Origin of the sequence: Thermostichus lividus PCC 6715, assembly GCF_002754935.1 — a bacterium.
Lineage (GTDB): Bacteria > Cyanobacteriota > Cyanobacteriia > Thermosynechococcales > Thermosynechococcaceae > Thermosynechococcus > Thermosynechococcus lividus.
Genome location: NZ_CP018092.1, coordinates 2,195,081 through 2,215,792, shown reverse-complemented (window position 1 = coordinate 2,215,792; position 20,712 = coordinate 2,195,081). Strand labels below are relative to the sequence as shown.

At 53.6% G+C, this 20,712-nt stretch carries 20 protein-coding genes; 6 read left to right on the top strand and 14 right to left on the bottom strand.

Annotated elements, in window-relative coordinates:
- Positions 1-20: 20 nt before the first annotated feature.
- The 5 genes from BRW62_RS10790 to BRW62_RS10770 form a co-directional block, all read right to left on the bottom strand.
- The gene (locus tag BRW62_RS10790) at positions 21-833 is read right to left on the bottom strand and encodes a phosphate ABC transporter ATP-binding protein (RefSeq protein ID WP_099799429.1); all 813 of its coding nucleotides are present in this window, start codon (positions 831-833) and stop codon (positions 21-23) included.
- A gap of 707 nt (positions 834-1,540) precedes the next feature.
- Entirely contained in the window at positions 1,541-2,026 is a 486-nt protein-coding gene (locus BRW62_RS10785) for a Csu type fimbrial protein (RefSeq protein WP_099799428.1), read from the bottom strand.
- Complete coding sequence (locus BRW62_RS10780) at positions 2,008-4,263, bottom strand: fimbria/pilus outer membrane usher protein (RefSeq protein ID WP_227517683.1); 2,256 nt, start codon at positions 4,261-4,263, stop codon at positions 2,008-2,010. The genes BRW62_RS10785 and BRW62_RS10780 overlap by 19 nt, the downstream gene beginning before the upstream one ends.
- A 31-nt stretch (positions 4,264-4,294) precedes the next feature.
- Positions 4,295-5,065: a fimbrial biogenesis chaperone gene (locus BRW62_RS10775; protein ID WP_099799426.1), complete on the bottom strand. Its 771-nt coding sequence runs from the start codon at positions 5,063-5,065 to the stop codon at positions 4,295-4,297.
- A 1-nt stretch (position 5,066) separates the two neighbouring features.
- Entirely contained in the window at positions 5,067-5,645 is a 579-nt protein-coding gene (locus BRW62_RS10770; protein WP_099799425.1) for a Csu type fimbrial protein, read from the bottom strand.
- Positions 5,646-6,004: 359 nt separating this feature from the next.
- Between BRW62_RS10770 and BRW62_RS10765 the strand changes: the two genes are divergently transcribed.
- Positions 6,005-7,411, top strand: coding sequence for a type II CAAX endopeptidase family protein (locus BRW62_RS10765; RefSeq protein ID WP_099799424.1), 1,407 nt, complete (start codon positions 6,005-6,007; stop codon positions 7,409-7,411).
- Here the strand turns inward: BRW62_RS10765 and BRW62_RS10760 are convergent.
- On the bottom strand, positions 7,379-8,161 hold the full coding sequence (locus tag BRW62_RS10760) for an SDR family NAD(P)-dependent oxidoreductase (protein ID WP_099799423.1): 783 nt from the start codon (positions 8,159-8,161) through the stop codon (positions 7,379-7,381). The two genes, BRW62_RS10765 and BRW62_RS10760, sit on opposite strands and share 33 nt — an antisense overlap.
- Before the next feature lie 69 nt (positions 8,162-8,230).
- Here BRW62_RS10760 and BRW62_RS10755 point away from each other — a divergent pair, with 69 nt between their 5' ends.
- Complete coding sequence (locus tag BRW62_RS10755; RefSeq protein WP_099799422.1) at positions 8,231-9,211, top strand: alpha/beta fold hydrolase; 981 nt, start codon at positions 8,231-8,233, stop codon at positions 9,209-9,211.
- On the opposite strand, the gene BRW62_RS10750 is transcribed toward BRW62_RS10755, so the two are convergent.
- Complete coding sequence (locus BRW62_RS10750) at positions 9,120-9,377, bottom strand: DUF3146 family protein (RefSeq protein ID WP_099799421.1); 258 nt, start codon at positions 9,375-9,377, stop codon at positions 9,120-9,122. The genes BRW62_RS10755 and BRW62_RS10750 overlap by 92 nt on opposite strands.
- 3 nt (positions 9,378-9,380) lie before the next feature.
- Complete coding sequence (locus BRW62_RS10745) at positions 9,381-10,970, bottom strand: Hsp70 family protein (protein WP_099799420.1); 1,590 nt, start codon at positions 10,968-10,970, stop codon at positions 9,381-9,383.
- 125 nt (positions 10,971-11,095) lie between these two features.
- Here BRW62_RS10745 and hemH point away from each other — a divergent pair, with 125 nt between their 5' ends.
- Complete coding sequence (gene hemH, locus BRW62_RS10740) at positions 11,096-12,259, top strand: ferrochelatase (protein WP_099799419.1); 1,164 nt, start codon at positions 11,096-11,098, stop codon at positions 12,257-12,259.
- Between the two features lie 15 nt (positions 12,260-12,274).
- Here hemH and BRW62_RS10735 read toward each other — a convergent pair whose 3' ends face one another.
- Positions 12,275-12,817 (bottom strand): biotin transporter BioY, encoded by a 543-nt coding sequence (locus BRW62_RS10735; protein ID WP_099799933.1) that lies wholly within the window; start codon positions 12,815-12,817, stop codon positions 12,275-12,277.
- 75 nt (positions 12,818-12,892) lie between these two features.
- On the bottom strand, positions 12,893-13,267 hold the full coding sequence (locus BRW62_RS10730; protein WP_099799418.1) for an FHA domain-containing protein: 375 nt from the start codon (positions 13,265-13,267) through the stop codon (positions 12,893-12,895).
- A gap of 238 nt (positions 13,268-13,505) precedes the next feature.
- On the opposite strand from BRW62_RS10730, the gene BRW62_RS13490 reads away from it, so the two are divergent.
- Together BRW62_RS13490 and BRW62_RS10725 are read left to right on the top strand one after the other, a co-directional pair.
- Positions 13,506-13,763 carry a hypothetical protein gene (locus BRW62_RS13490; RefSeq protein ID WP_198406021.1) on the top strand — a complete coding sequence of 86 codons (258 nt, stop codon included), beginning with the start codon at positions 13,506-13,508 and terminating at the stop codon, positions 13,761-13,763.
- Complete coding sequence (locus tag BRW62_RS10725; RefSeq protein WP_198406020.1) at positions 13,764-14,813, top strand: HlyD family secretion protein; 1,050 nt, start codon at positions 13,764-13,766, stop codon at positions 14,811-14,813.
- Here the strand turns inward: BRW62_RS10725 and atpC are convergent.
- The 3 genes from atpC to petP all read right to left on the bottom strand — a co-directional run bounded on the left by atpC (position 14,810) and on the right by petP (position 17,127).
- A complete protein-coding gene (gene atpC, locus BRW62_RS10720) occupies positions 14,810-15,226 on the bottom strand; it encodes an ATP synthase F1 subunit epsilon (RefSeq protein WP_099799417.1) in 417 nt (138 codons plus the stop codon). The two genes, BRW62_RS10725 and atpC, sit on opposite strands and share 4 nt — an antisense overlap.
- Positions 15,227-15,307: 81 nt before the next feature.
- Positions 15,308-16,756, bottom strand: a complete 1,449-nt coding sequence (atpD, locus tag BRW62_RS10715; RefSeq protein WP_099799416.1) for a F0F1 ATP synthase subunit beta — start codon at positions 16,754-16,756, stop codon at positions 15,308-15,310.
- A gap of 176 nt (positions 16,757-16,932) precedes the next feature.
- Positions 16,933-17,127, bottom strand: a complete 195-nt coding sequence (gene petP / locus BRW62_RS10710; protein ID WP_099799415.1) for a cytochrome b6f subunit PetP — start codon at positions 17,125-17,127, stop codon at positions 16,933-16,935.
- A 72-nt stretch (positions 17,128-17,199) separates the two neighbouring features.
- Here petP and BRW62_RS10705 point away from each other — a divergent pair, with 72 nt between their 5' ends.
- A complete protein-coding gene (locus BRW62_RS10705) occupies positions 17,200-18,243 on the top strand; it encodes a D-alanine--D-alanine ligase family protein (protein ID WP_099799414.1) in 1,044 nt (347 codons plus the stop codon).
- Between the two features lie 250 nt (positions 18,244-18,493).
- On the opposite strand, the gene BRW62_RS10700 is transcribed toward BRW62_RS10705, so the two are convergent.
- Positions 18,494-20,701, bottom strand: a complete 2,208-nt coding sequence (locus BRW62_RS10700; protein WP_099799413.1) for a glycosyltransferase — start codon at positions 20,699-20,701, stop codon at positions 18,494-18,496.
- Positions 20,702-20,712 lie beyond the last annotated feature (11 nt).

The following is a 20,712-nucleotide window of genomic DNA, read 5'->3' as shown; positions in this document are numbered from 1 at the left end:
GAGCCAAAGGATAAGGACGCTCAGAGCACCCGTCCTGTGACATAGCGCTGGGTCAGTGCTTGCTGTGGCCGCTGAAACAGGAGACTGGTAGGTGCATACTCTACCAAGTAACCTATCGAATGGCCGCTGGTGTTCATTTTGGTACCAAAAAAAGCTGTATAGTCAGAGATCCGCGCGGCCTGTCGGAGATTATGGGTCGTCATAATCAGGGTGTAGCGTTTTTTTAGTTGGCTCAATAGTTCTTCGAGGTGGCTGCTAGAGCAGGTGTCAAGATTGACGGTGGGGTTATCTAACAGGAGCACTGCTGGGTCAAGGGCGATCGCCCGAGCAATACACAGATGTTGCTGTTGACCGATGGTCAATGCCATTGCATTAACTGAGAGCCGATCCTTAACACTGTCCCACAGATGTACCTGTTGCAGCGACCACTCTACTAGCTCATCGATGTTACCAGCGTAGCCATTGACCCGGGCACCAAAGGCAATATTGTCATAAATTGACTTTGGAAATGGGTTGGGTTGCTGAAAAATCATGCCAATCTGGCGACGGATACTCGTAACGTCCCACTGGGGATCGTAAAGATCCTTGCCTCTATAGAAGATACGCCCTGTCACCCGAAGTTGCGGGATCAAATCCGTCAGGCGATTAAAGCAGCGCAGAACCGTACTCTTGCCAGAACCCGACGGCCCAATAAAAGCCACCAGTTGTTTTTCGGGAATTGTGAGATTAACTGTATCGACCACTTGCTGATTATGGTAGTAAATGCTCAGTTCCTGAACATCTAGAACTGTTGGCAGACTGAGGGTTGCAGAGCCAGCAGTAGAATAAGTCATCGCCGCAATAGCTAGCCTCACTATTGGGATACTCTACTGCCACTGTAGCAAATCACCGATCTCACATTTAGCAACCTTCACGGTTCCTGTAATGAGCTACTCGAGGCCTGAAGATAGACACCGCAGTTATAAAATAGTGAGAACTTCATCCCTTCTTACCATTCCATATGCCTGCTCCCTTGCAAGTTGAGTTAACCGTTGCCGAAGACATCACCTTACGAGAACTGAGTTGAGCCACCGAACGCCACGTCCACCTCTTCCACCTGTGCTCTCACCTCAAAAGACTGCTGCTTTAGCACTTCAATGAGCTCTTCCTGTTGATGGCTGTCAATGACTTCGATGAGTTTTCCAGTTTTAATATCTCTGATAACGGTAGCGAAGTTCTGATGTCATTTGCGCTTACTGACCTCATCGATTCCAATCCGTCTGACTCCGTTCCATCTAGGTTTTTTTCTGAGCATACTGATGCTTGAAAATTCCTTCAATTCGCTCAAAACTTAATGGTTCTGCTCGACTAACTTGTTCAATGCTGAATCGCTGTACGTGCTAATGGATATATTCTTGATATCGTCGTGTATCCTGCCGTCCAGCTTCCATAAATGTTAATAATTCAGTAAAGTATCTCTGACAATCCCTACAATGTAGCGAATTACATAACTGGCTGGCACAGTAGCAGCAGTGAATAAAATAATTCTTGCAGTTATATGCTAAAATTGGATGACGACCTGCAGCGAGTCACTGTAGGCGCCAGGGGCAACCCATTGCTGGGCTGGAATGCGGCCATAAATAGGGATAGTATTCACTACATTGTTACCCGGAATAAACGGCCCACGCTGATAACTGCCGCCGGTGCCATTCCCCCAAATGAGGCTGCGATCGCTATCGAGGTAGAGGTTATAGTTCAATCGGCTGCTGCCACTGCTCATCTGCCGCGGTGTAAAGCTGTTACTATTGCCTTGGCTAATCTGAATGGTAATGGATCGGTTATTAAAGCTGCCTGTACCACCGCCGCTACAGACAAAGCGCAGTTGGCCGGTGCCATCCAAGGCCGCTGGGGCAAAGGGATCGTAAACCCCAAAGTTCACCGCCGTAACACTCTGAAACTGACAGCCAGTGCCTTGGCCATAGGCGGAGAGTCCTGCTAAGAGCCACAGGAGGGGCACTCCTAGATAGATCAATCGGGTAGTTGACATATCAATTCCCCCACATCGGTAAAGAGATCGTCAGCCTTGGGTAGGGTCACCGTAAAATTACACTGTACCTGCTCATAGGCCAATTCTGCTGCATAGGTACCTGCTTCCAAGGTATCAAAGTAAAACTCGCCATTAGTACTCAGGGGCGAAACCGCCGCTTGGTCATCTTTTTTGAGCGTCAGTTGCCCCAAGCTGGGAACAATGCGAGTACTGCCGCGCACTAAAATAGCTCGCCCTACATAGCTCCGATTGAGGCGCACATCAAAACGGGCGATCGCCCCACCTCGAAATGGCGGTGCAATGAACTGTTGACTTCGGCCAATGGCAAAATCAAGGGGCACGTCTTGATCCTCGATACGTAAGTCATTGGCATAGTAGGGCAGCAGATCGGGAATCAGGATTTGCCCACGGCGATTAGTGCGACCAATTTCCTGATTACTCAAGTAGGTGCGCACACCGGCCACATTGGGTACTTGCACGAGGGCAAAACTGCCCTGAACTGGGCGGGTGAAAAATAGCTGACCACCAATGGCCACGATCCCGCCTTCTACCCCTAATGAGGTTTGGCCGCTGTTGCCTGCTTGGGAATAGCCAACTTGATAGCGACTCCACGGGGTATTGTACTGAAACAACCCACTAGCTAACCCTTGGTCACTGACGGGGGACACCTGACCTTGATACCCGTAGCCCACCCCCAAGGGGAGCGATCGCGACACATTGACAAAAGGCACCCCCTGATTACCCCGCTGTACCCAACCGGTATTGAGGTTCACCTGATTATTGAGAAAATAGTTAAGCGTCACGCTAAATTGGTTCACGGGTGCTTGATCGCCAAAAAAAGACCGCGATCCCTGCAATAACAGGCTGAGGTTCCGGTGCAAGCGCACCTGTGCTAGCACACTAGCCTGCTGACCAATCACTTGATCGCGAGGATTATTAAAAAAATATTGACCACTAATATTAATCCGTGAACCAAGGTTAAAGGTTGTACTCACAAATCCATCCAACAGCGAGCGATCGTCCTCTAGGGGTAAGCTAGTTGTGACATAATCTGGGCTGCGCAGCCGTACCCCACCACTGAAGGCGATCGCCCCTGGATAGTTATAGGCCGCCGCCACCGCGGTACCCAGCTTCCCTTGAGTGGTACTTAAGGCCGCCGCCACATCGAGAGTACCAATGGGTAACGCTGTACTCAAGTTCAGCCCGCCATTGAGCAGGTGGGCGTTCCCCTCAATGCGTCCCCCCAGCGTCAGGTTATTGAGCACGCCTTGCCGATAGGCGGCTACCATCTGCACTGAGCCATCATAGTTAAAGTTATCCACCCCCAAGCCTTGGCGCTCGACCCCCGCCGCCACAATAAACTCAGACAGGCCGGGTTGCAGTAAGCTCGCCGACTGCACATACCCTTGAGTAAACACCTGCTGCTTACCCTCTGCGTCGGTAACCACCACCCGCACCCGATTAAAGCCACCGCTAAAGGGCAAATTCTTAAGCGTAAACGACCCCGGCAGCAAGCTCACACGGCGCGTCAGGAAGCCATTGATATAAATTTCGGCAGTGCCGGGGGTTGCCAGTTCCCCTTGCATATCAAAGGCGGGTTGGCGAATGAGGTAGGGACTCAGGCCAAAGTTGCGCTCCCAGCGAATGCCGCCCCACAAACCGCCCCCCCCCAGCAGATCCGTAGTAACAAAACTATCCCCCAGCGTCAACGTGGTCAACTGACGGCGGTTATCCAAGATCAGGGCGGTTAAACCCCGCTGCAACTCTCCATTCGCAGTCAACCCGACCGTCGAAGTGAGGGCATTCCCGCCAAAGCTGACTGCCATTTCCGCAGCGGCAGTGAGGGTCTCAACATTATTCCAAAAGACACCATAGTTAAGGTAGGCACTCAGGGGTTGGCTGTAGCGGATCCCCGGTGGCGCATTGTCTGGGTTAAAGTCAATCACATTGGCGGGCAGCAGATCGGCAGCCACCTGAATCCGTAAGGTCAGCGCCGCATCATCCCGCTCAAAGGTAATCGCAGGCGCCAGAGACTGCAAAGAAACGTGCTCAATGCCCTGAATCATTTCACGGCTGCCACCCACTTCCGTGAGGCCAGCCTGCAACAGGTCTTGCCATGGGATGAGTACATCGTCACCCCTCAGAAACACAATGACATCGCCACGGGCAACGCGATTAACTTCAAGGCTATAAATTGCAGACGTTTCACTGGGAGCTTGAGCGTAGAGCGGCGGCACAGTCGCCAAGAACAGGGGAAGAGCACTGCCCCTAAGAACAAATGCCGTTAGGGGTGGGAATGGTTGTCGTAATTGTAGGGGAGGTTGCCACTGTTTGTAGGGTAACTTGGCGGACTTGGGCACAGTTTGTCTGGGGTAAGAGAAGGTTGCGAAAATCCCGTTGACGATTGGCCAGCACATAAACGGAGTCTAGCGTTTGCTCGAAAATCACAGCTCCTTGATCACTCTTTCCCCGTACTATGATGCCAAGGGTTTGAATATGCACATTGCCTGTGTTGCGCAGCGTCACACTCAGCCGCCCTTGCTGGATGCTGGCATTGACAAACTCTCCTTGGCGTTGGGGGGTGACTGGCTCAATAAAAACTGGTAAGCTCAAGGTTTTAATAATGCGCAACTGTGCCCCTTGGGTGTTGGGGATATTAGGGGACGGCAACTCTGCCACCAACAGCCGATAGGTGTTCTCCTGCTCAAGGGGCGGCTGCCGCACCCCCACCCGTAAGCTACGCTGCTCCCCTGGCGGCACCGACAGCAGCAGGGGAAAAGCCACAACACCGCCATCCGCCTCGCTGAGTTCATCTTGGCCATCAGGGGTTTGCTGCCACTTGCGCAGACTAATTTCAAAGTTAAGGGGTGTTTCGCCGGTATTGGTAAGGGTAAGCAGTACTGTTCGTTGTCGCGGCGACAGAAACACCTGCACCGCATTCAGGTAAAACTCTGTGGACTGCGCCCCTAAGCGCAACGGCATCCCTACAATTGCCGCTACTGCCCAAAGGCTGGCCAAGACCCAATAACGCAACCGCACCTTAGAAGGAGACTACAATTTGCACCGTATCACTGTAGGCACCTGGCTCAAGGGTATCCAGAATGCCTAGCATACTGTTCGCCGCTGGAATACGGCCATAGATATCAAAGGAGGTTGCTGCAGCCGAGGCAGCGGTATAATCTACCCCCGTGGCGGCAGTGCATCCCCAGGTTTGGGTGCGTGCTGCATCCTGAAATAGGCCGTAGGGTAGCAAGGCTGTGGCGCTTGGTCCTTTCATTTGGCGAGCGGGAGCTGTACAGGTCGAACCCGCTATCGGATAGAGACCCTTCTCAAGCTGGATGCTGGCTTTAACCTTTGGCAGGCAACTGACGCTGACCGACCCTTGACTATCTAGAGGGGTTGTGTAATGGGTACCCAAGGCATCGTAGGTACCAAAGTTAATGTTGGTGACGCTACTAATTTTGCAGGAAGCCTTAACAGTGGCCTGAATCTGCAAGTTATCGGTTACGCTTTGAGCTTTAGCGGCTTGGGCTAGCAGAATGGGTAAAACGCCACTGGCAGCCGTTAGAAATAACCCTAGAATAATTTGTCTGAGTGTTAGCTGAAACGCAAAGGACATAGTTGTTTCTCCTTGAAAACACACAACAGCAGCGATGAGGAACTAGCATAGCTAGCTTTAGTATCGCTCAGCGGTATGACCACAGGTGGAACAGTAAACCAGCCGGTGCTCATCCTAGCGCATAGAACGCGGACTTTCTGTAGCCCTCCCCTGAATCATTGCAAAGCACAGAACTGCTGACCTTGAATCTTTAAATAAGTGTTATTTTGCAGACTATCACCGGGTCTGTACAGCGCCAACCGTAAATATACGCAAATGTGTGTTGGTTCTGGTGCCTCTACACCCCAGCCAAGGGGTTGAGTTCTTTATCGAGACTGATTTTCCGCTAAGGTTTTGAAAGCCCCCTTCTTAGCAATTCTATGTCTGTGAAGCAGTTTGTACTGGCCGCTCTGACAATTCTTGTGGCTGCTCTGGTGAGCCTGTCTCTATTAAGTAGCTATCTGGAACCCCAACCCCAAAGCCAAATTAATCTTCTGCAGACCCATTTGACACTGCAAGCGAGGGAATGGCAAGGCATTGGTGATGCTTGGACGCGCGATCGCCTCTTGGGCGATACACAAGGGGCGATCCGTGCCTACACCGCAGCGCTGGAGCCACCCACCCCGCAAAACCAGCGCTTGCGCCTCGAATTGGGGTTGCTGTACGCGGATCAGGGCGATCGCGATCGCGCCCTTGAGACATGGCAGCCATTAACAACTATGGCTCAGGGCACCCCTCGCCGCACGGCAGAGGTGTTAATTGGGCTATGGGATACGCCACCGCAGCTTTTACCGGAGGCTGAATCGCTGATTAAAACGACGCTACGGGGGTGGTTTCGCAACCGTGCCCTTGAGCGGCTCTACGAACTGCAACAGCGCCCCGAGGCTCTGATGGCCTTAGCAACCGCAGAGCAGGTGCAGGCGCAGGCAGCGTTTCAACGCTTAATATTGGTGGGCAGTACGCCCCTGATCGGTAGTGGGTTGGGGGTGGTGCTGTGGCTGGTGTGGATTTACCAGCATGTGCGACGGCGACAACAGGGCAGCCCCTTACCAGCCTTTGCGCCGGTGCCGTGGGGCTGGGCGACCGTTTGGGAGGTGATGGTGAGTTGGTTTGCCACCTTTTTTGCCCTTAGCCTTGTGGTGATGCCTCTCCTGCGTGCGCTGGTGACTGGGGGACAGCTCTTGACCTCGGCGTTTGGCCAAACCCTTTATGCGTTGGCTACCTATGGGGTGATGATGGTGGCTGGGTATGGCTTGCTGTGGTGGCTGTTAAACCGCTTTGGTAAGCCCCCATGGCAGTGGTTACGGTGGCAAGGGGGGTGGCGCAGTGCCGTCCTGTGGGGCAGTGGCGGTTACCTAGCAGCTTTACCGTTGGTACTGTTGACCTCGTTGCTGTCCCAAGGACTGCTGAAAAATCAAGGGGGAGGGAATCCGCTCTTGGAGGTCATTTTACAAAGCCAAGACTATCGCACCTTTGCACTGCTCTACCTCATGGTGGCGGTCATGGCGCCGCTGTTTGAGGAGGTACTCTTTCGCGGCTTCTTTTTCCGATCGCTGCAAAGCTATCTGCCCCTTGGTAGCGCGATGGTGTTGACGGGGCTGTTGTTTGCGGTGGCGCACCTGAACCTTGCAGATCTCTTGCCCTTGACGGTCTTGGGTACGGTGCTGAGCTACACCTACTGGCGATCGCAAAACCTAGGGGCGGCCATGATTCTGCATGGCATTTGGAATAGTGGCTCGTTTTTGGGGCTGCTGCTACTGAGCGGGGGGACGGAAGCGGGGTTCTAGCTGCTGCACCAGCCATTGCCGAGGCACCCATCGACCAGCAAATGCCAAGAGGCGATTACTGGCTTGACCGGGAATGAGGGTAGCCACATCGTGATCCAAGGCGGCGAGGGTTTCGGCCACAATATGGGCGGGGGAGTCTTGGGAACCTATCAATGCCGGGTTGCCCATCATATCGGCGCGCTCAAAAAATTGAGTGGCCGTTGGACCTGGGCACACCCCCAGCACCCGAATGCCAAGGGGCTTGAGTTCTGCCCACAGGGCTTCGCTAAAGTGGCGCACAAAGGCTTTAGTGGCCGCATATACCGCGAGATAGGGTAGGGGCTGAAAGGCAGCAATGGAACTGACGTTAATGATCGTGCCACTGTGGCGCTGACGCATCTGGGGCAAAACCAAATGGGTTAGTTCCATGAGGGCGGTGATGTTGACCTGTACCATGGCCACCAAACGGGAGCGATCGCGATCGCCAAACGCCCCGTAGTCCCCAAATCCAGCATTGTTAACGAGCAGATCGACCCTTACCCCCCGTGCCTCCACCTGCTCATAAAGCTGTGCGGCTGCCCCTGAAATGCTCAAATCTTGCGGCAGGGTAATCACTTGCACCGTCCGTGAGGTCGTTAGTTCCTTGGCCAAGGTGTCTAGGGCAGCAGCAGAACGAGCGGTCAAAATTAAATCGTAGTGGCGATCGGCAAGGGCTGCGGCAAAGGCTTGTCCTAAGCCTCCCGTCGCACCGGTAATCAATGCAGTTGGCATAATTGTTGCGAAACGTAAAGATTGTTATCTTAGAGAGTAACCTACTTTGAAAATTGGCACGGCGTTCCTATGACCTCAACCCTTTCGGCCATGGCTGCCTTCCCCACCGCTGATTGGGAATGGCGCGGCCATCGCATTCGCTACAGCATGAGTGGTACAGGGGCACCCGTTGTGCTGGTGCATGGGTTTGGTGCCTCCATTGGCCATTGGCGCAAAACCATTCCTGCTTTGCGAGAGGCGGGCTATCGCGTCTATGCCCTCGATTTACTGGGGTTTGGGGCTTCAGCGAAACCTAACCTAGCCTACAGTATGGATCTGTGGGCAGAATTACTGGCCGATTTTTGGCAGGCACACATTGCTGAACCCGTGGTGTGGGTGGGGAACTCCATTGGCGGCTTGCTCTGTTTACGGATGGCAGCGGACTATGGGCATACCTGCCGAGGGGTGAGTGTTCTCAACTGTGCGGGCGGTCTCAATCATCGCCCTAACGAACTTAACTGGATGCAGACGCTGTTTACGAACCTGTTTCGCACCTTGGTCGCTGCGCCTGTGATTGGGCATTTGATTTTCGATCAAATTCGCCAGCCGGAGCGGATCCGCAAAACCCTCGGCCAAGTGTACGCCAATCCAGATGCCATTACCGATGAACTGGTGGAGCTATTGCATCGCCCAGCTCTGGATACGGGGGCAAAGGAGGTGTTTGCGCGGGTGATTTCTGCACCGCCGGGACCCAAAATTGTCGATCTGTTGCCAGCGATTCAGGTTCCGATCCTAGTGCTGTGGGGGGAAGTGGATCCGTGGACCCCCGTGTCTGGGGTGAAGCATTTTGAAGCCCACCAAGAGCGCATTCCCATCCGTATTGAGCGTCTTGCCGATACGGGGCACTGCCCCCACGACGATCGCCCTGAGTTGGTGAACCCGATTTTGGTGGAGTGGTTGCAGCAGCTAGAAGCAAAATTTAAAATTTTGAGCGAAGCACAAATTGATAATCGCCTCCCGGTTCCAGTTGATAGTCCTGTTGCTCAAGAAAGCGGCTCAGGGGTTCTTTGATCAGTGCTCGGCCCAAAGCGGGCGAGATAATCAGCGTTTTGGCTTTGAACAGCCAGCAAAAGTCCCACTCGTAGTGACTGGCGCATACTTGACCGCGCAGGTGCCCTTCCTGCCAATTTTGGGCAGTAATCCGAACATGGGCGATTGTTTGGGGTAAGGCAGCCATGGTTCAGCGTAGTTCAGCAACAACTTGGTTGGTGACCAGTTGCTCTTGGGTGAGCAAATCTTCCACGGTTATCCGCAGTTGGCGATCGCCATCCACGTAGAAGAGAACTTTTAGACGATCGCTACCGGGGTAGCCGGGGGGGTCAAGGGTGGCAAGGGTTTTGCCTTGGGGGGTGTCATTCAGAGGCTGAACGGTCAGTTGCCCGCAGGTACGGGTAATGAGGCGATCGCCATCAAAAAAAATTTCCACGCCCCCTTGCTCATCCCCTAGCTCGCCAATCACCAGTTCAATCTTGGGTTGTCCTTCTGTAGAAGCGCCTAGAATCAGTTCCACCGGTTCGCGCATCGGGTAGGGCTGTCCCCGCTGAATGATGGGATGCCAACCATGGCGATTCAGCTTGCGATCCCAAAAACGGATGCCGTAGCTATGGTACAGAAAATCCTTGAGGTCTAGGCCTTGGCTCAGAGCCAACGCACCCATGGCAACGGCGGTAAAGGGCTGATGGCTGCTGATTTTGCTGCGCTCAAAATACTCGCCAACCCAAGCTTGCACGGCGGGGATTTGGGTGGTGCCCCCCACCAATAGCACCGCCTCAATGTCCTCTGGGGCAATCCCTTGGCGGCGACCCTGCTGAAGTACCTGCAAAAGCGCCTTCTCCAACCGTTCAAAGAACTGCTGTTGGTGCAGAATTGCCTCTAGCTCAGCACGCTCTAGGCTTAGCTCCAGAGTAGCAAAGGTGTCTGGGTCAAAATATACCTCTTGGGCGCGCGGATGCTGGGAGAGTTGAATTTTTAAGCGCTCCGCTAAGCGCAGCAGCAAACGGTTGGCGGCAATCCCCTGCTGCCCCCAATAATCCACAATCCAGTGATCAATATCGGTTCCGCCAAGGTTCACTCCAGCTTTGCCGAGAACTCGGGCTGTACGCGGGCGTTGATGATCACTATCGGCCCACTGGCGATCGCCCCACTTCAGGATAAAACCCAAGGGTGAGCGCTGCTGGTCGTTTGTTTTCAGTTCCACTAAGGACAGATCAAGGGTACCACCGCCAAAATCAATCACAAGGATCACGGGACGCTCGGCCACACCATAGCCCAGCGCCGCCGCTGTAGGTTCATCCACAAGGCGAATCTGGTCAATGGCAAAGCCATCGCACACCTGCAATAACCACCGGCGATAGGTTTCAAAACTATCCACGGGCACGGTAAAAATCAGGGAGTCGCCAAAATCCCCGGCACTGTGCTTTAACGCCGTCAGCAGCGTGCGCAAAAACCACGTTCCTATCGCTTCAAAAGTGATCGGGCACCCATCTAATTCCGGCAGGTAGCCCTGCACCGTTGCGCCAATCCCCCGCTTAAACCGCGAGAAAAAGCGGCGATCGCCGGCCACATCAAACCCCCGATCCCGCACCTGCTGCCCCACCACCACCAAAGGCAACTTGGCATCCTCAACGTAGGCCAAACTGGGAATCAGCGCTGGCACCTCCCCAAACCCCAGCGACAGCCCGGCCACTGTCACGGGTTCTGCCACCTGAGCCGCATAGTTCCAGCGGGTTACTAGGGTGTTACTGGTACCAAAATCAATCGCGTAGGTCACAGCGCCCTCAACCTATTCTCGCTAAACCCCTTATCCTAAGATAGTGAGTTCTGCTCCTCTGAACCCCTAGGAGTATGTCAAAATAAGGGAGCGATCGCAAAGATATGTAGGTGATTTCTAGGATTATGGGGCAAACTGGTGTACTACTACTGAACCTTGGCGGGCCAGATCGGCCAGAAGATGTCCGCCCCTTCCTGTATAACCTCTTCTCAGATCCGGAAATTATTCGCCTGCCCTTTCGCTGGTTGCAAAAGCCGCTAGCGTGGTTCATTTCCACCAGCCGCGCCCGCAAGTCTCAGGCAAACTATGCCCAAATTGGTGGCGGCTCACCCCTACGGCGCATTACCGAGCAGCAAGCCAAAGCCCTCAAAGCGGCTCTCGCTGACCTTGGCATCGAAGCGAACCTCTACATTGGCATGCGCTACTGGCACCCCTTTACCGAAGAGGCGATCGCCCAAATTAAACTTGATAACATTCGCCAACTCGTCATCCTGCCCCTCTATCCCCAGTATTCCATCAGCACGAGTGGCTCTAGTTTCCGATTGCTCGAAGCCCTCTGGGAAAATGATCCCGCCCTCCGTCAAATTCACTACACCCTCATTCCATCGTGGTATAACCATCCGGGCTACGTCGCTGCCATGGCGGAACTGATCCGTCGGGAACTCGATCAATGCCCCAACCCCGACACTGCCATGGTGTTCTTCAGCGCCCACGGTGTCCCCAAAAGCTACGTTACTGAGGCGGGGGATCCCTACCAGGAGCAAATTGAAGCCTGTGTCAGATTGATCATGAACGCGCTGGGGCGACCCAACCCCCACGTTTTAGCCTATCAAAGTCGGGTCGGGCCGGTGGAATGGCTGCAACCCTACACCGAAGACATTATTCCGGAGCTAGCGGCTCAAGGTGTCAAAACCCTTGTTGTGGTGCCCATCAGCTTTATTTCGGAGCACATCGAGACATTGCAAGAAATTGATATCGAATACCGAGAACTTGCAGAAGAAGCTGGTATTGAAATTTTTCGGCGGGTTCCGGCGCTCAATGATCACCCTGGGTTTATTGTTGCCTTAGCCCAGTTGGTGAAAGAGTCCCTTGCTGCGCCGCCCCGTACCTTTGCCGATGTCAATACCTTGCGCAAGCGGGTGAAACTCTACCCCCAAGAACGTTGGGAGTGGGGGATGACCTCTGCGGCGGAACGCTGGAATGGGCGCTTAGCCATGCTGGGGTTCCTTGCCCTCATTATTGAACTGATTAGTGGTCAAGGCCCGCTGCATATGTTGGGTTTACTCTAAGCTACCCCCCACGCTCTAGTACAGTAACACCAGTCGCAGAATCCGCGCCACCAGCGCCACTAAACAGACAATCACCAATTGTCCGGGCAGCGCCCACAGGGAGTATTGCTGTATGAGTTCTACTAAGGGCTGACTTAACTGGCCAACGAGTGCCAAGGCGCAAAGGTACAGCAACCCACAGCTATGAATGATCGCTAACCCTGCCAACCCACTGAGGGCGAGCCACTCAATGCGAGCAGCCGCTCCTGAGCGAAACGCTAACCAGCCACAGACCCACGCCCCAGGAACAAACCCCAACAGATAGCCAAAGGTTGGCTCCCGCCAATAGTCTAGCCCTCCGCCTTGGGAAAATACCTGAAAACCACTGAGGCCAAGGATCAGATAGGCCACCTGCGAGAGTGCTGCCGCTTGTCGTCCTCCCATGCACCCCACCAGTAGCACTGCCGCCACTTGGTAGGAGACCGGTAAGGAATAGACGGGGATTGCACTCCATGAACTGGGTAGCACCAATTGCCCGTCATCACTTAACAGATTAGGAATGGCGATCGCTGCCTCCATAAAGGTGCCAGCAACCGTGAGCAGTAACCCCAAAACCGCCCAGAGAAATTCATCTAGCGGTGACACACCCCCCCCTCACGCCCCTTTCAGTAAGTCAGAGTTGAGTGACGGTGTTCTGCCGCTGTAGCGGAAGGTCAAGTCCGTATCGCCCATCATAATAATGTCCCCGTGGTGCAATACCCGTTCCTCTGCAATGGGACTACCATTGACCAAGGTACCATTGCGACTCCCTGTATCGCGGATCAAATAAATTAAATCACTGCCCCGGGGGCGTAGTTCAATCGTGGCTTGATGGCGGGAAATAAAGGGGTCATTAATAATAACATCGCACTCCTTAGAGCGGCCAATGCTCCAGAATGCTTTGCCGGCCAAGTGATACTTACCAACAATGATTCCTTGGGAGCGCACCACTAGCCATGCTTGCTTTGCGAGATCGAAAGAACCGGTCATAGACGCGTGCCGTTCATACTTCCATGATATGCATTCCTGAGAGCAAGGGCGGAGGAAATTAGTACATTTACGGATGCCACACCCGTGAATTATCAACTTCAATAGAGGTAGTAAAGCCTGCGGTAAACTCTCTCTAGACCAAGGCTAGCCCTCTCCTAAGACATCGAGGCGTAGGTTTCTGGAGTGCTTAAGGAAGTAGGGGAAGTACACCATGCGTCAACGATCTTTGTTTAGGCCTATGCCAAAAGACTTGCAATCCCAAGACATCCCTGCTGCCTCAAGGGCTCAAGTTGTTTCTGCTCAGCGACTTAAGGTGCGGCGATCGCTCCTTGCCAATGGGGTGGTGATCGCAACAGGAGTGGGTGTTCTAGCATTTACAGGGATCTTTCTATTTCGCCACCTAACAAGCGTTACCAGCCGCGACGCCGTAATCAACGGGGTTATTGTCAATGTCCGTGCCCCAGAAGAGGGAACGCTAGTGGATCTTCACGCCTAAGTGGGCGAGATAGTTGAGCCGTCAGAGGGGGCGGTGGCTATCTTAAAGAACGACCGTACCACTGCCATGACCCCTAAGGATGTAAAAACATGGCTGCAACGGCGCCGGGGGGAGTTAGGAGCCGCCAAGGCTAAATTAGCTGAACTCGAAAGCTTATTGGCCTCTGCCCAAGCAGATGACACCCATCAGCACCATCTAGAAGTGACTGAGAGCGATCGCCGACTTGCGGCTGCGCAAGCGGAACTGGCTGCCGCACGGGCACAGCTTGCCAATGCCAAAGCACGGCAGGAACTCGCGCAAATTAACTATGAGCGCTTCGTCTCCCTTGCCCAACAGGGAGCAGTACCTCAGTCTCAAGCAGATGCCGCGCGCACAGAACTCAAACAAAGCCAAGCTCAGGTGGTCAACCATCAACGCACTGTTGATGCAGCGGCGCGCACCGTAGAAGCATTAGCTGCGGAAGCACAGGCGGCACAGTTGGGTTTAACCCTGCGCAACACCCGCAGTAATTACGATCCTCGCTTGCGCCTACAGGAACTTAAGTTGCAAATTGCTGAGCAAAAGGCCGCCATCCGCGGTATTGAAGCGGAAATTGCTGCCCAGCAGGAGCAGTTAGCCCAAGCAGAGCGGGAAGTTGCCCAGCGTCAAGTTGTTCCCATTAACACACCGGTGGCAGGCTACGTCTGGCGAGTGGAGGCGCGGCAGGGGGCATTCCTCGGCAAAGGCGATCTCATTTTGCAAGTCCTAGACTGCCAACGCCGCTGGGTCGATGTCTTCTTGGATGAGAAAATGCTGCGTCTTGTGCATCCAGGTACACGAGCTAGGATTGAATTGTACGGTGATAAATGGGTGACCTTGCGCGGCAGAGTCTCCAGCATCCGCTCAGGGCTGGGTCGCCTCAACCCCGGGGATGACATGGTCATCCCTATCCCTGAAAACTACCCACGGCAAAGCCAAGTGCGAGTGGAATTGGATGTGAGTGATGCTTGGAGGGAGGGCAACTTCTGCTACGTGGGTTATACCGGCAAAGTGACCTTTGAAATCAATTAAATTTCAACGACACCCCCTGCTGCCTGTAGCCGTGCTCGGGCACGCCGAAAGGCTTGAGCTGCTTGAATCTGAGCTTGCTTGGAGCCGCTTTGAGCTGCTTTTGCCACCGCCGCCTGAGCTTCGCTAAATTCCCGTTTGGCTGTCTCTAGGTCAATGGTGTCGCCCCGCTCAGCCGCATTCACCAAAACCGTGACTTCGTTATTTTCCACCTCGGCAAAGCCCCCCATCAGGGCGATCGCCACCCACTCTCGCTCTTGGCGAACCCGCATCACCCCAGTTTCCAGCGCCGTCAGCAGGGGCGCATGATTTGAGAGAATGCCCAGTTGTCCCGTTGTACTGGGTAGAATCACTTCTTCTGCTGGGGCATCCCAAACGGTCTTATCGGGTGCAATCACCCGTACGGTCATCACCATAGCCTTTCCCTTCTTAAGTGATAATTCTTATTCTTAGGGTGGGAAGCCCCACCCCACTGTTGCCGACCAATCGTTACTTGCCTAAGCTTTGAGTTTTTCAGCTTTGGCTTTGGCTTCTTCGATGTTGCCCACCATATAGAAGGCTTGCTCTGGCAGATCATCTAGCTCCCCGCTGAGGATCATCTGGAAGCCTTTGATGGTCTCTTCGAGGGTGACATACTTGCCGGGGGCACCGGTGAACACTTCTGCCACAAAGAACGGCTGCGATAGGAACCGCTCTACTTTCCGTGCCCGTGCCACCGTCAGGCGGTCTTCTTCGGAGAGTTCATCTAACCCCAAAATGGCAATGATGTCTTGGAGTTCCTTGTAGCGTTGCAGCGTGGCTTGCACCGCTCGGGCAGTTTGGTAGTGCTCAGATCCGACAATATCGGGCTGCAACATATTCGAGGTGGAACCCAGTGGATCCACGGCGGGGTAAATCCCTTTAGCGGCTAACCCCCGCGAGAGCACAGTGGTACCGTCGAGGTGGGCAAAGGTTGTAGCTGGAGCGGGGTCAGTCAAGTCGTCCGCGGGCACATACACCGCTTGGATGGAGGTAATAGAGCCTTCCATGGTCGAGGTAATCCGCTCCTGGAGCGCCCCCACATCGGTGCCTAGGGTAGGCTGATACCCCACTGCCGAGGGCATCCGACCCAAGAGGGCTGACACTTCCGAGCCAGCTTGGACAAAGCGGAAAATATTATCAACAAAGAGCAGCACATCCTGCTTGTTCACATCGCGGAAGTATTCCGCCATGGTCAACCCAGATAAGCCCACCCGCATCCGTGCCCCGGGCGGCTCGTTCATCTGGCCATAGACCAAGGCAATTTTCGATTTGCTGGGATCGTCTTTATCAATGACTCCCGATTCAATCATTTCGTTGTAGAGGTCGTTGCCTTCGCGGGTGCGCTCGCCCACCCCCGCAAACACTGAAACGCCGCCGTGTTGGGTGGCAATGTTGTTGATCAGTTCCATCATGATGACAGTTTTGCCCACACCCGCACCGCCAAACAGGCCAATTTTACCGCCACGGCGATAGGGAGTCAGCAGATCGATCACCTTGATGCCGGTTTCAAAGACCGAGGGCTTCGTTTCCAGTTCTGTAAAGCTAGGGGCAGGACGGTGAATCGGCAAGGTTTCACTGATGTTGACCTCCCCTTTTTCATCGACGGGTTCCCCCAACACATTAAAGATGCGGCCAAGGGTGGCGGTGCCAACGGGAACGCTAATGGGGGCACCGGTATCGACTGCTTCCATGCCTCGTACAAGGCCATCGGTGCTGCTCATGGCAACGGCACGGACACGATTATCGCCAAGGAGTTGCTGCACTTCGCAGGTGACGGCAACGTCCAATCCCGCTGCGTTTTTCCCTTGAATGCGGAGGGCATTATAAATGGCGGGCATTTTGCCACTGGGAAATTCAATGTCAATGACTGGCCCGATAACTTGGGTAATAAAGCCTACATTGGTTCGTTCTGCTGTTGTGACCATGGACTCTGCCTACTGTCTTGGTAAGTTCATTTTTTGTAACTGGCGATCGCTTCAGGCCATCATCTGTGAGCGAAAGGGTTCACACATGAGAGCGGACGATCAAACCTAAATGGAGAATGACGCTGTGCCCGCAAAAGCACCACAATACAACGTACCACTAATGGGGCAACAGGGGGCTAGCCAACGGCTTCGATTTCGTCTTCAAAAAACCATGTACTGGAGCGATCATCAAAGGTGACCACCACCCCGACTCCACTGCCGTCAGTCATCTTAAAGCCCGTGACTTGACCGACTTGACCCAGTTTTTTGAGCACTTCTTGGGCGACGCGATCGCGAATCCGGCAGACGCGCACTTTTTGCCCCACGTCCATAGCAACTCCCAAAGTTTGTATAATCCTTGAAAATCGTACCAAGAAACGGTCGCGTTAACACAGGTTTACATTATGGGTCGTCTGCGGGTTGGGTTACTATTTGGCGGTCGCTCGCGGGAGCACGAGGTCTCGGTTGTATCGGCGGCGGCAATTGCCCAAGCCTTTGCCGATCCTCTCAATGGCGATCGCTATGAGGTGGTGCCCATTTATATTCAAAAAGATGGTCGTTGGCGGTGTACCGAAACCGTCAGTGCGCCAGCACCTTCTCTAGATAATCAATCGCTGTGGTCATTTCCGGCAGTGGCAGAAACCATTGATGTTTGGTTCCCCATTCTCCACGGCCCCAACGGTGAAGATGGCACAATTCAAGGACTGTTGGAAATGATGCAACGTCCCTACGTGGGGTCTGGGGTGGCGGCCTCCGCCATTGGCATGGATAAAATTTTAATGAAAACGTTTTTTGGAGCGGTGGGGCTACCGCAAGTGCAGTATGTGGCGATCAGCCGCTCAGAACTTTGGTCGGATCCGTGCCGCTATCGTCAGGTGTGCGATCGCATCGAAACCGAATTGGGCTACCCCTGCTTTGTCAAGCCGGCCAACCTTGGCTCATCAGTGGGCATTTCTAAAGCCAAGAATCGCCAACAGTTGACCACTGCCCTAGAAACCGCCGCCGAACTAGATCGGCGCATCATTGTGGAAGCGGGGGTAGTAGCGCGAGAACTCGAGTGTGCCGTCCTCGGCAATGATGCCCCCCAAGCCTCAGTCGTGGGTGAAATCACCTACAGTAGCGAATTCTACGACTACGAAACCAAATATACGGATGGCCGAGCTGATCTGAAGATTCCGGCAGATATTCCAGCGACGGTGAGTAACACCATTCAGGACATGGCGCTGAAAGCCTTTACAGCCTTGGATGGGGCTGGTCTAGCACGGTTTGACTTTTTTTACCTCCCAGACAATGGCCAAATTTTAATTAACGAAGTCAATACCTTACCAGGGTTTACGGCACTGAGTATGTACCCGCAGTTGTGGGCTGCCAGTGGCCTATCGTTTCCAGAACTGGTGCATCGGCTCGTGCAATTAGCGCTTGAGCGACACAGAGGGATAGCTTGGTAGCCCCGTACTTTAGTACGGGGAGGAAAAGCTACCTAGCAACTTTAGTTGCTCTGTGCTAATCTATACTTAATCGCCATCCTTGGTGAAAAACCCAATCGGCGACAGTTGTTACAAGTAAGCAGAACTTTGGGGCTTTGCCTCAAGGAACTGTGTAGGGGCGGTTTGCTCACGCCTTTACGAGTTCGTTTGTGGACTGCGTAAGAATCCCCCGACTTTAGTCGGTGGGAGTGTCAAAGCCAAACCTACGTGGTTAACTGTACAGCGTAAAGAGGGAGCGAAAGTCAAACAGTCGCCGCAGCATCGCCCCAAAGGCATCAATTGCATGGGGTGCCTTGGGTTTGTGCCACCACGTCAAGCCGCCGTACAGAAGTTGGACAAGGCCACGGCTAGCGGCCTCATCAACCTCTAAAAACCGCAGATAAAGACAACTGCGCTCATCCTCCTGCCGCATCCGCACAACTGCTGCCTGAACCTTAAAGTCTTGCTCTAAAAAGGTCAGGGTTCCAGTGAGGATCGGCTGCGGGGGAACCTGCCGCCCGGCGGTTAGCAGTAGCGCTGCCCCGGTTTCCGAAAGATCGCGGGTATAGCCCCAGAACGTTTGTGACCCCAGATCAAACCGACACACGGTACAGATAGGAAAGCGATCGCTTTGACGGCGCGTCGGCTGATCAATTGCTGCTAGCACCGCAATCAAAGCAATTACGGCATTATAAACCGTCCAGGCCAGCATGACCTCTAGGCCAGCGCGCTCGTACTCCAGCGGCGGCCACACCCCAAACCAATAGCCCCCATAACGGACAAAAATCCCAAAAACCGAAGCTAGCACCAACAGGAGCAGCGGCCAGGTAAACGCCAAATTCAGATGTTTGCGATTTGAGAGGGTTCCTTTGTTCGTCACAACGCTGCCAATTTTGCCAAAGGGATTGCGTAGAATTTTTATTAACTGCACCATCCCAGGAAAGGCAAACATCACCTCATACACTTCACCCCACAGCGAAAAGTAACGCCCCTCCGTCGCCCAGCTAAAGGTTGCCAGCGTTAACAGTGTATAGGGGATAGCAAAGTAAAGATATTCCCAAAAGGTGGCTACCGTGAGAGACACCCCTGTCATCAGGCTCACAAAGGGACCCACCAGAAAACAAGCGCGAGTAAAGGGGTTAAAGTTGTACAACAGGAGCGATAGGTGACAACTGCGCTGAAACCACGACAGCGTTGACCAAATAGGTAAATCATCACCACAGAAATAGATCTGCATATTGCCTTGCAGCCAACGCAAGCGCTGCTCTAGGTGATCGCGGAAGTTACGGGGAGACTCCCCTAAGCTCAGAATTTCGTTGAGATAGATCAAGCGGTAACCGGCAATCTGCATCTTGGTGCCGGTTTGGAAGTCTTCGACAACACAGCGGGTGTAGTAGCCCCCCACCGCCTCAAGATCGCGACGGCGCACGACGTAGGAGGTACCGCAGCAGATAATAGCGTTGCCAAAATCGCGCCCGGGCTGAATAAAGCCAAAAAAGTACTCCATATCCCCCGGCATCATGAATTCAATCCCTAAGTTTTGGGCGTGGTAATCGGGGTTAAAAAAGTGTTGGGGGGTTTGCACCATGGAAATTTGGTCATTTTGAAAAAAGCCAACGGTACGGCTTAGAAAGTTTTGGAAAGGGATAAAGTCAGCATCAAAGACAGCAATAAGTTCACCGTTGGTTTGCTGGAGGGCATGGTTGAGGTTGCCTGCCTTGCGGTGTTCGTTGGTAGGGCGGGTAATGTAGTGCACCCCCAGTTGAGCGCATAGATCTGCGACTTCCGAACGGCGGCCATCATCTAGGATGTAAATGGTTTTATTGCGGTAGTTAATCCCCTGACAGGCAACAATAGTGCGGCGCAAAATGTAGGGAGGTTCGTTATAGGTGGGAATAAAGATATCAACACTGGGGCAATATTCCCCTGCAAGGACAGCCGCTTGATAGTAATTTGCCTCGCGGGAGCGCTGGCGATCGGTGAGCCATGCCGTTTGGTAAACGTAGAGCACATAGGTAATGAAATACAGAACCTCTAGCCCATAGAAGCTAATACTGGCAATGGCGCTAAACCAATGGGTCGTGTTGAGAGTCGCCAAACCGCGCCATAGCAGATAGCGAAAGCCAAACAGGATCACAATCAAGCGAATGACAAGGCGGGTAACATTATTACTGGGAATGATGTTGAGAGAGAGCGCCACCAACGCTGCAATGACTAAAGGCCACCACTGACTGAGATCATCCCGTGGCAGTTGCAGCAGTTCGGGCAGGGGTCGTAACTGATCAGGATTAACCAGCCCAATGGGAAATAGGGTTGGCTGCCAGACCGTGGCCAACAGCACCGCCACGAGGGTCAGCACACTCAAAACCAGAAAGCCCCATACCCACGGTGACACCAGTTGCGGGGGGGACGCTGGTCTTGAGTGCGGTTCTTGAGTCATGGGTTAGCTAC

What these genes read in the sequence shown, in the direction of transcription:
- BRW62_RS10790 (WP_099799429.1), bottom strand. Translation starts at nt 833, where the DNA reads ATGACTTATTCTACTGCTGGCTCTGCAACCCTCAGTCTGCCAACAGTT.
- BRW62_RS10785 (WP_099799428.1), bottom strand. Translation starts at nt 2,026, where the DNA reads ATGTCAACTACCCGATTGATCTATCTAGGAGTGCCCCTCCTGTGGCTC.
- BRW62_RS10770 (WP_099799425.1), bottom strand. Translation starts at nt 5,645, where the DNA reads ATGTCCTTTGCGTTTCAGCTAACACTCAGACAAATTATTCTAGGGTTA.
- BRW62_RS10765 (WP_099799424.1), top strand. Translation starts at nt 6,005, where the DNA reads ATGTCTGTGAAGCAGTTTGTACTGGCCGCTCTGACAATTCTTGTGGCT.
- BRW62_RS10760 (WP_099799423.1), bottom strand. Translation starts at nt 8,161, where the DNA reads ATGCCAACTGCATTGATTACCGGTGCGACGGGAGGCTTAGGACAAGCC.
- BRW62_RS10755 (WP_099799422.1), top strand. Translation starts at nt 8,231, where the DNA reads ATGACCTCAACCCTTTCGGCCATGGCTGCCTTCCCCACCGCTGATTGG.
- BRW62_RS10750 (WP_099799421.1), bottom strand. Translation starts at nt 9,377, where the DNA reads ATGGCTGCCTTACCCCAAACAATCGCCCATGTTCGGATTACTGCCCAA.
- hemH (WP_099799419.1), top strand. Translation starts at nt 11,096, where the DNA reads ATGGGGCAAACTGGTGTACTACTACTGAACCTTGGCGGGCCAGATCGG.
- BRW62_RS10735 (WP_099799933.1), bottom strand. Translation starts at nt 12,817, where the DNA reads ATGGAGGCAGCGATCGCCATTCCTAATCTGTTAAGTGATGACGGGCAA.
- BRW62_RS10730 (WP_099799418.1), bottom strand. Translation starts at nt 13,267, where the DNA reads ATGACCGGTTCTTTCGATCTCGCAAAGCAAGCATGGCTAGTGGTGCGC.
- BRW62_RS13490 (WP_198406021.1), top strand. Translation starts at nt 13,506, where the DNA reads ATGCCAAAAGACTTGCAATCCCAAGACATCCCTGCTGCCTCAAGGGCT.
- atpC (WP_099799417.1), bottom strand. Translation starts at nt 15,226, where the DNA reads ATGGTGATGACCGTACGGGTGATTGCACCCGATAAGACCGTTTGGGAT.
- atpD (WP_099799416.1), bottom strand. Translation starts at nt 16,756, where the DNA reads ATGGTCACAACAGCAGAACGAACCAATGTAGGCTTTATTACCCAAGTT.
- petP (WP_099799415.1), bottom strand. Translation starts at nt 17,127, where the DNA reads ATGGACGTGGGGCAAAAAGTGCGCGTCTGCCGGATTCGCGATCGCGTC.
- BRW62_RS10705 (WP_099799414.1), top strand. Translation starts at nt 17,200, where the DNA reads ATGGGTCGTCTGCGGGTTGGGTTACTATTTGGCGGTCGCTCGCGGGAG.
- BRW62_RS10700 (WP_099799413.1), bottom strand. Translation starts at nt 20,701, where the DNA reads ATGACTCAAGAACCGCACTCAAGACCAGCGTCCCCCCCGCAACTGGTG.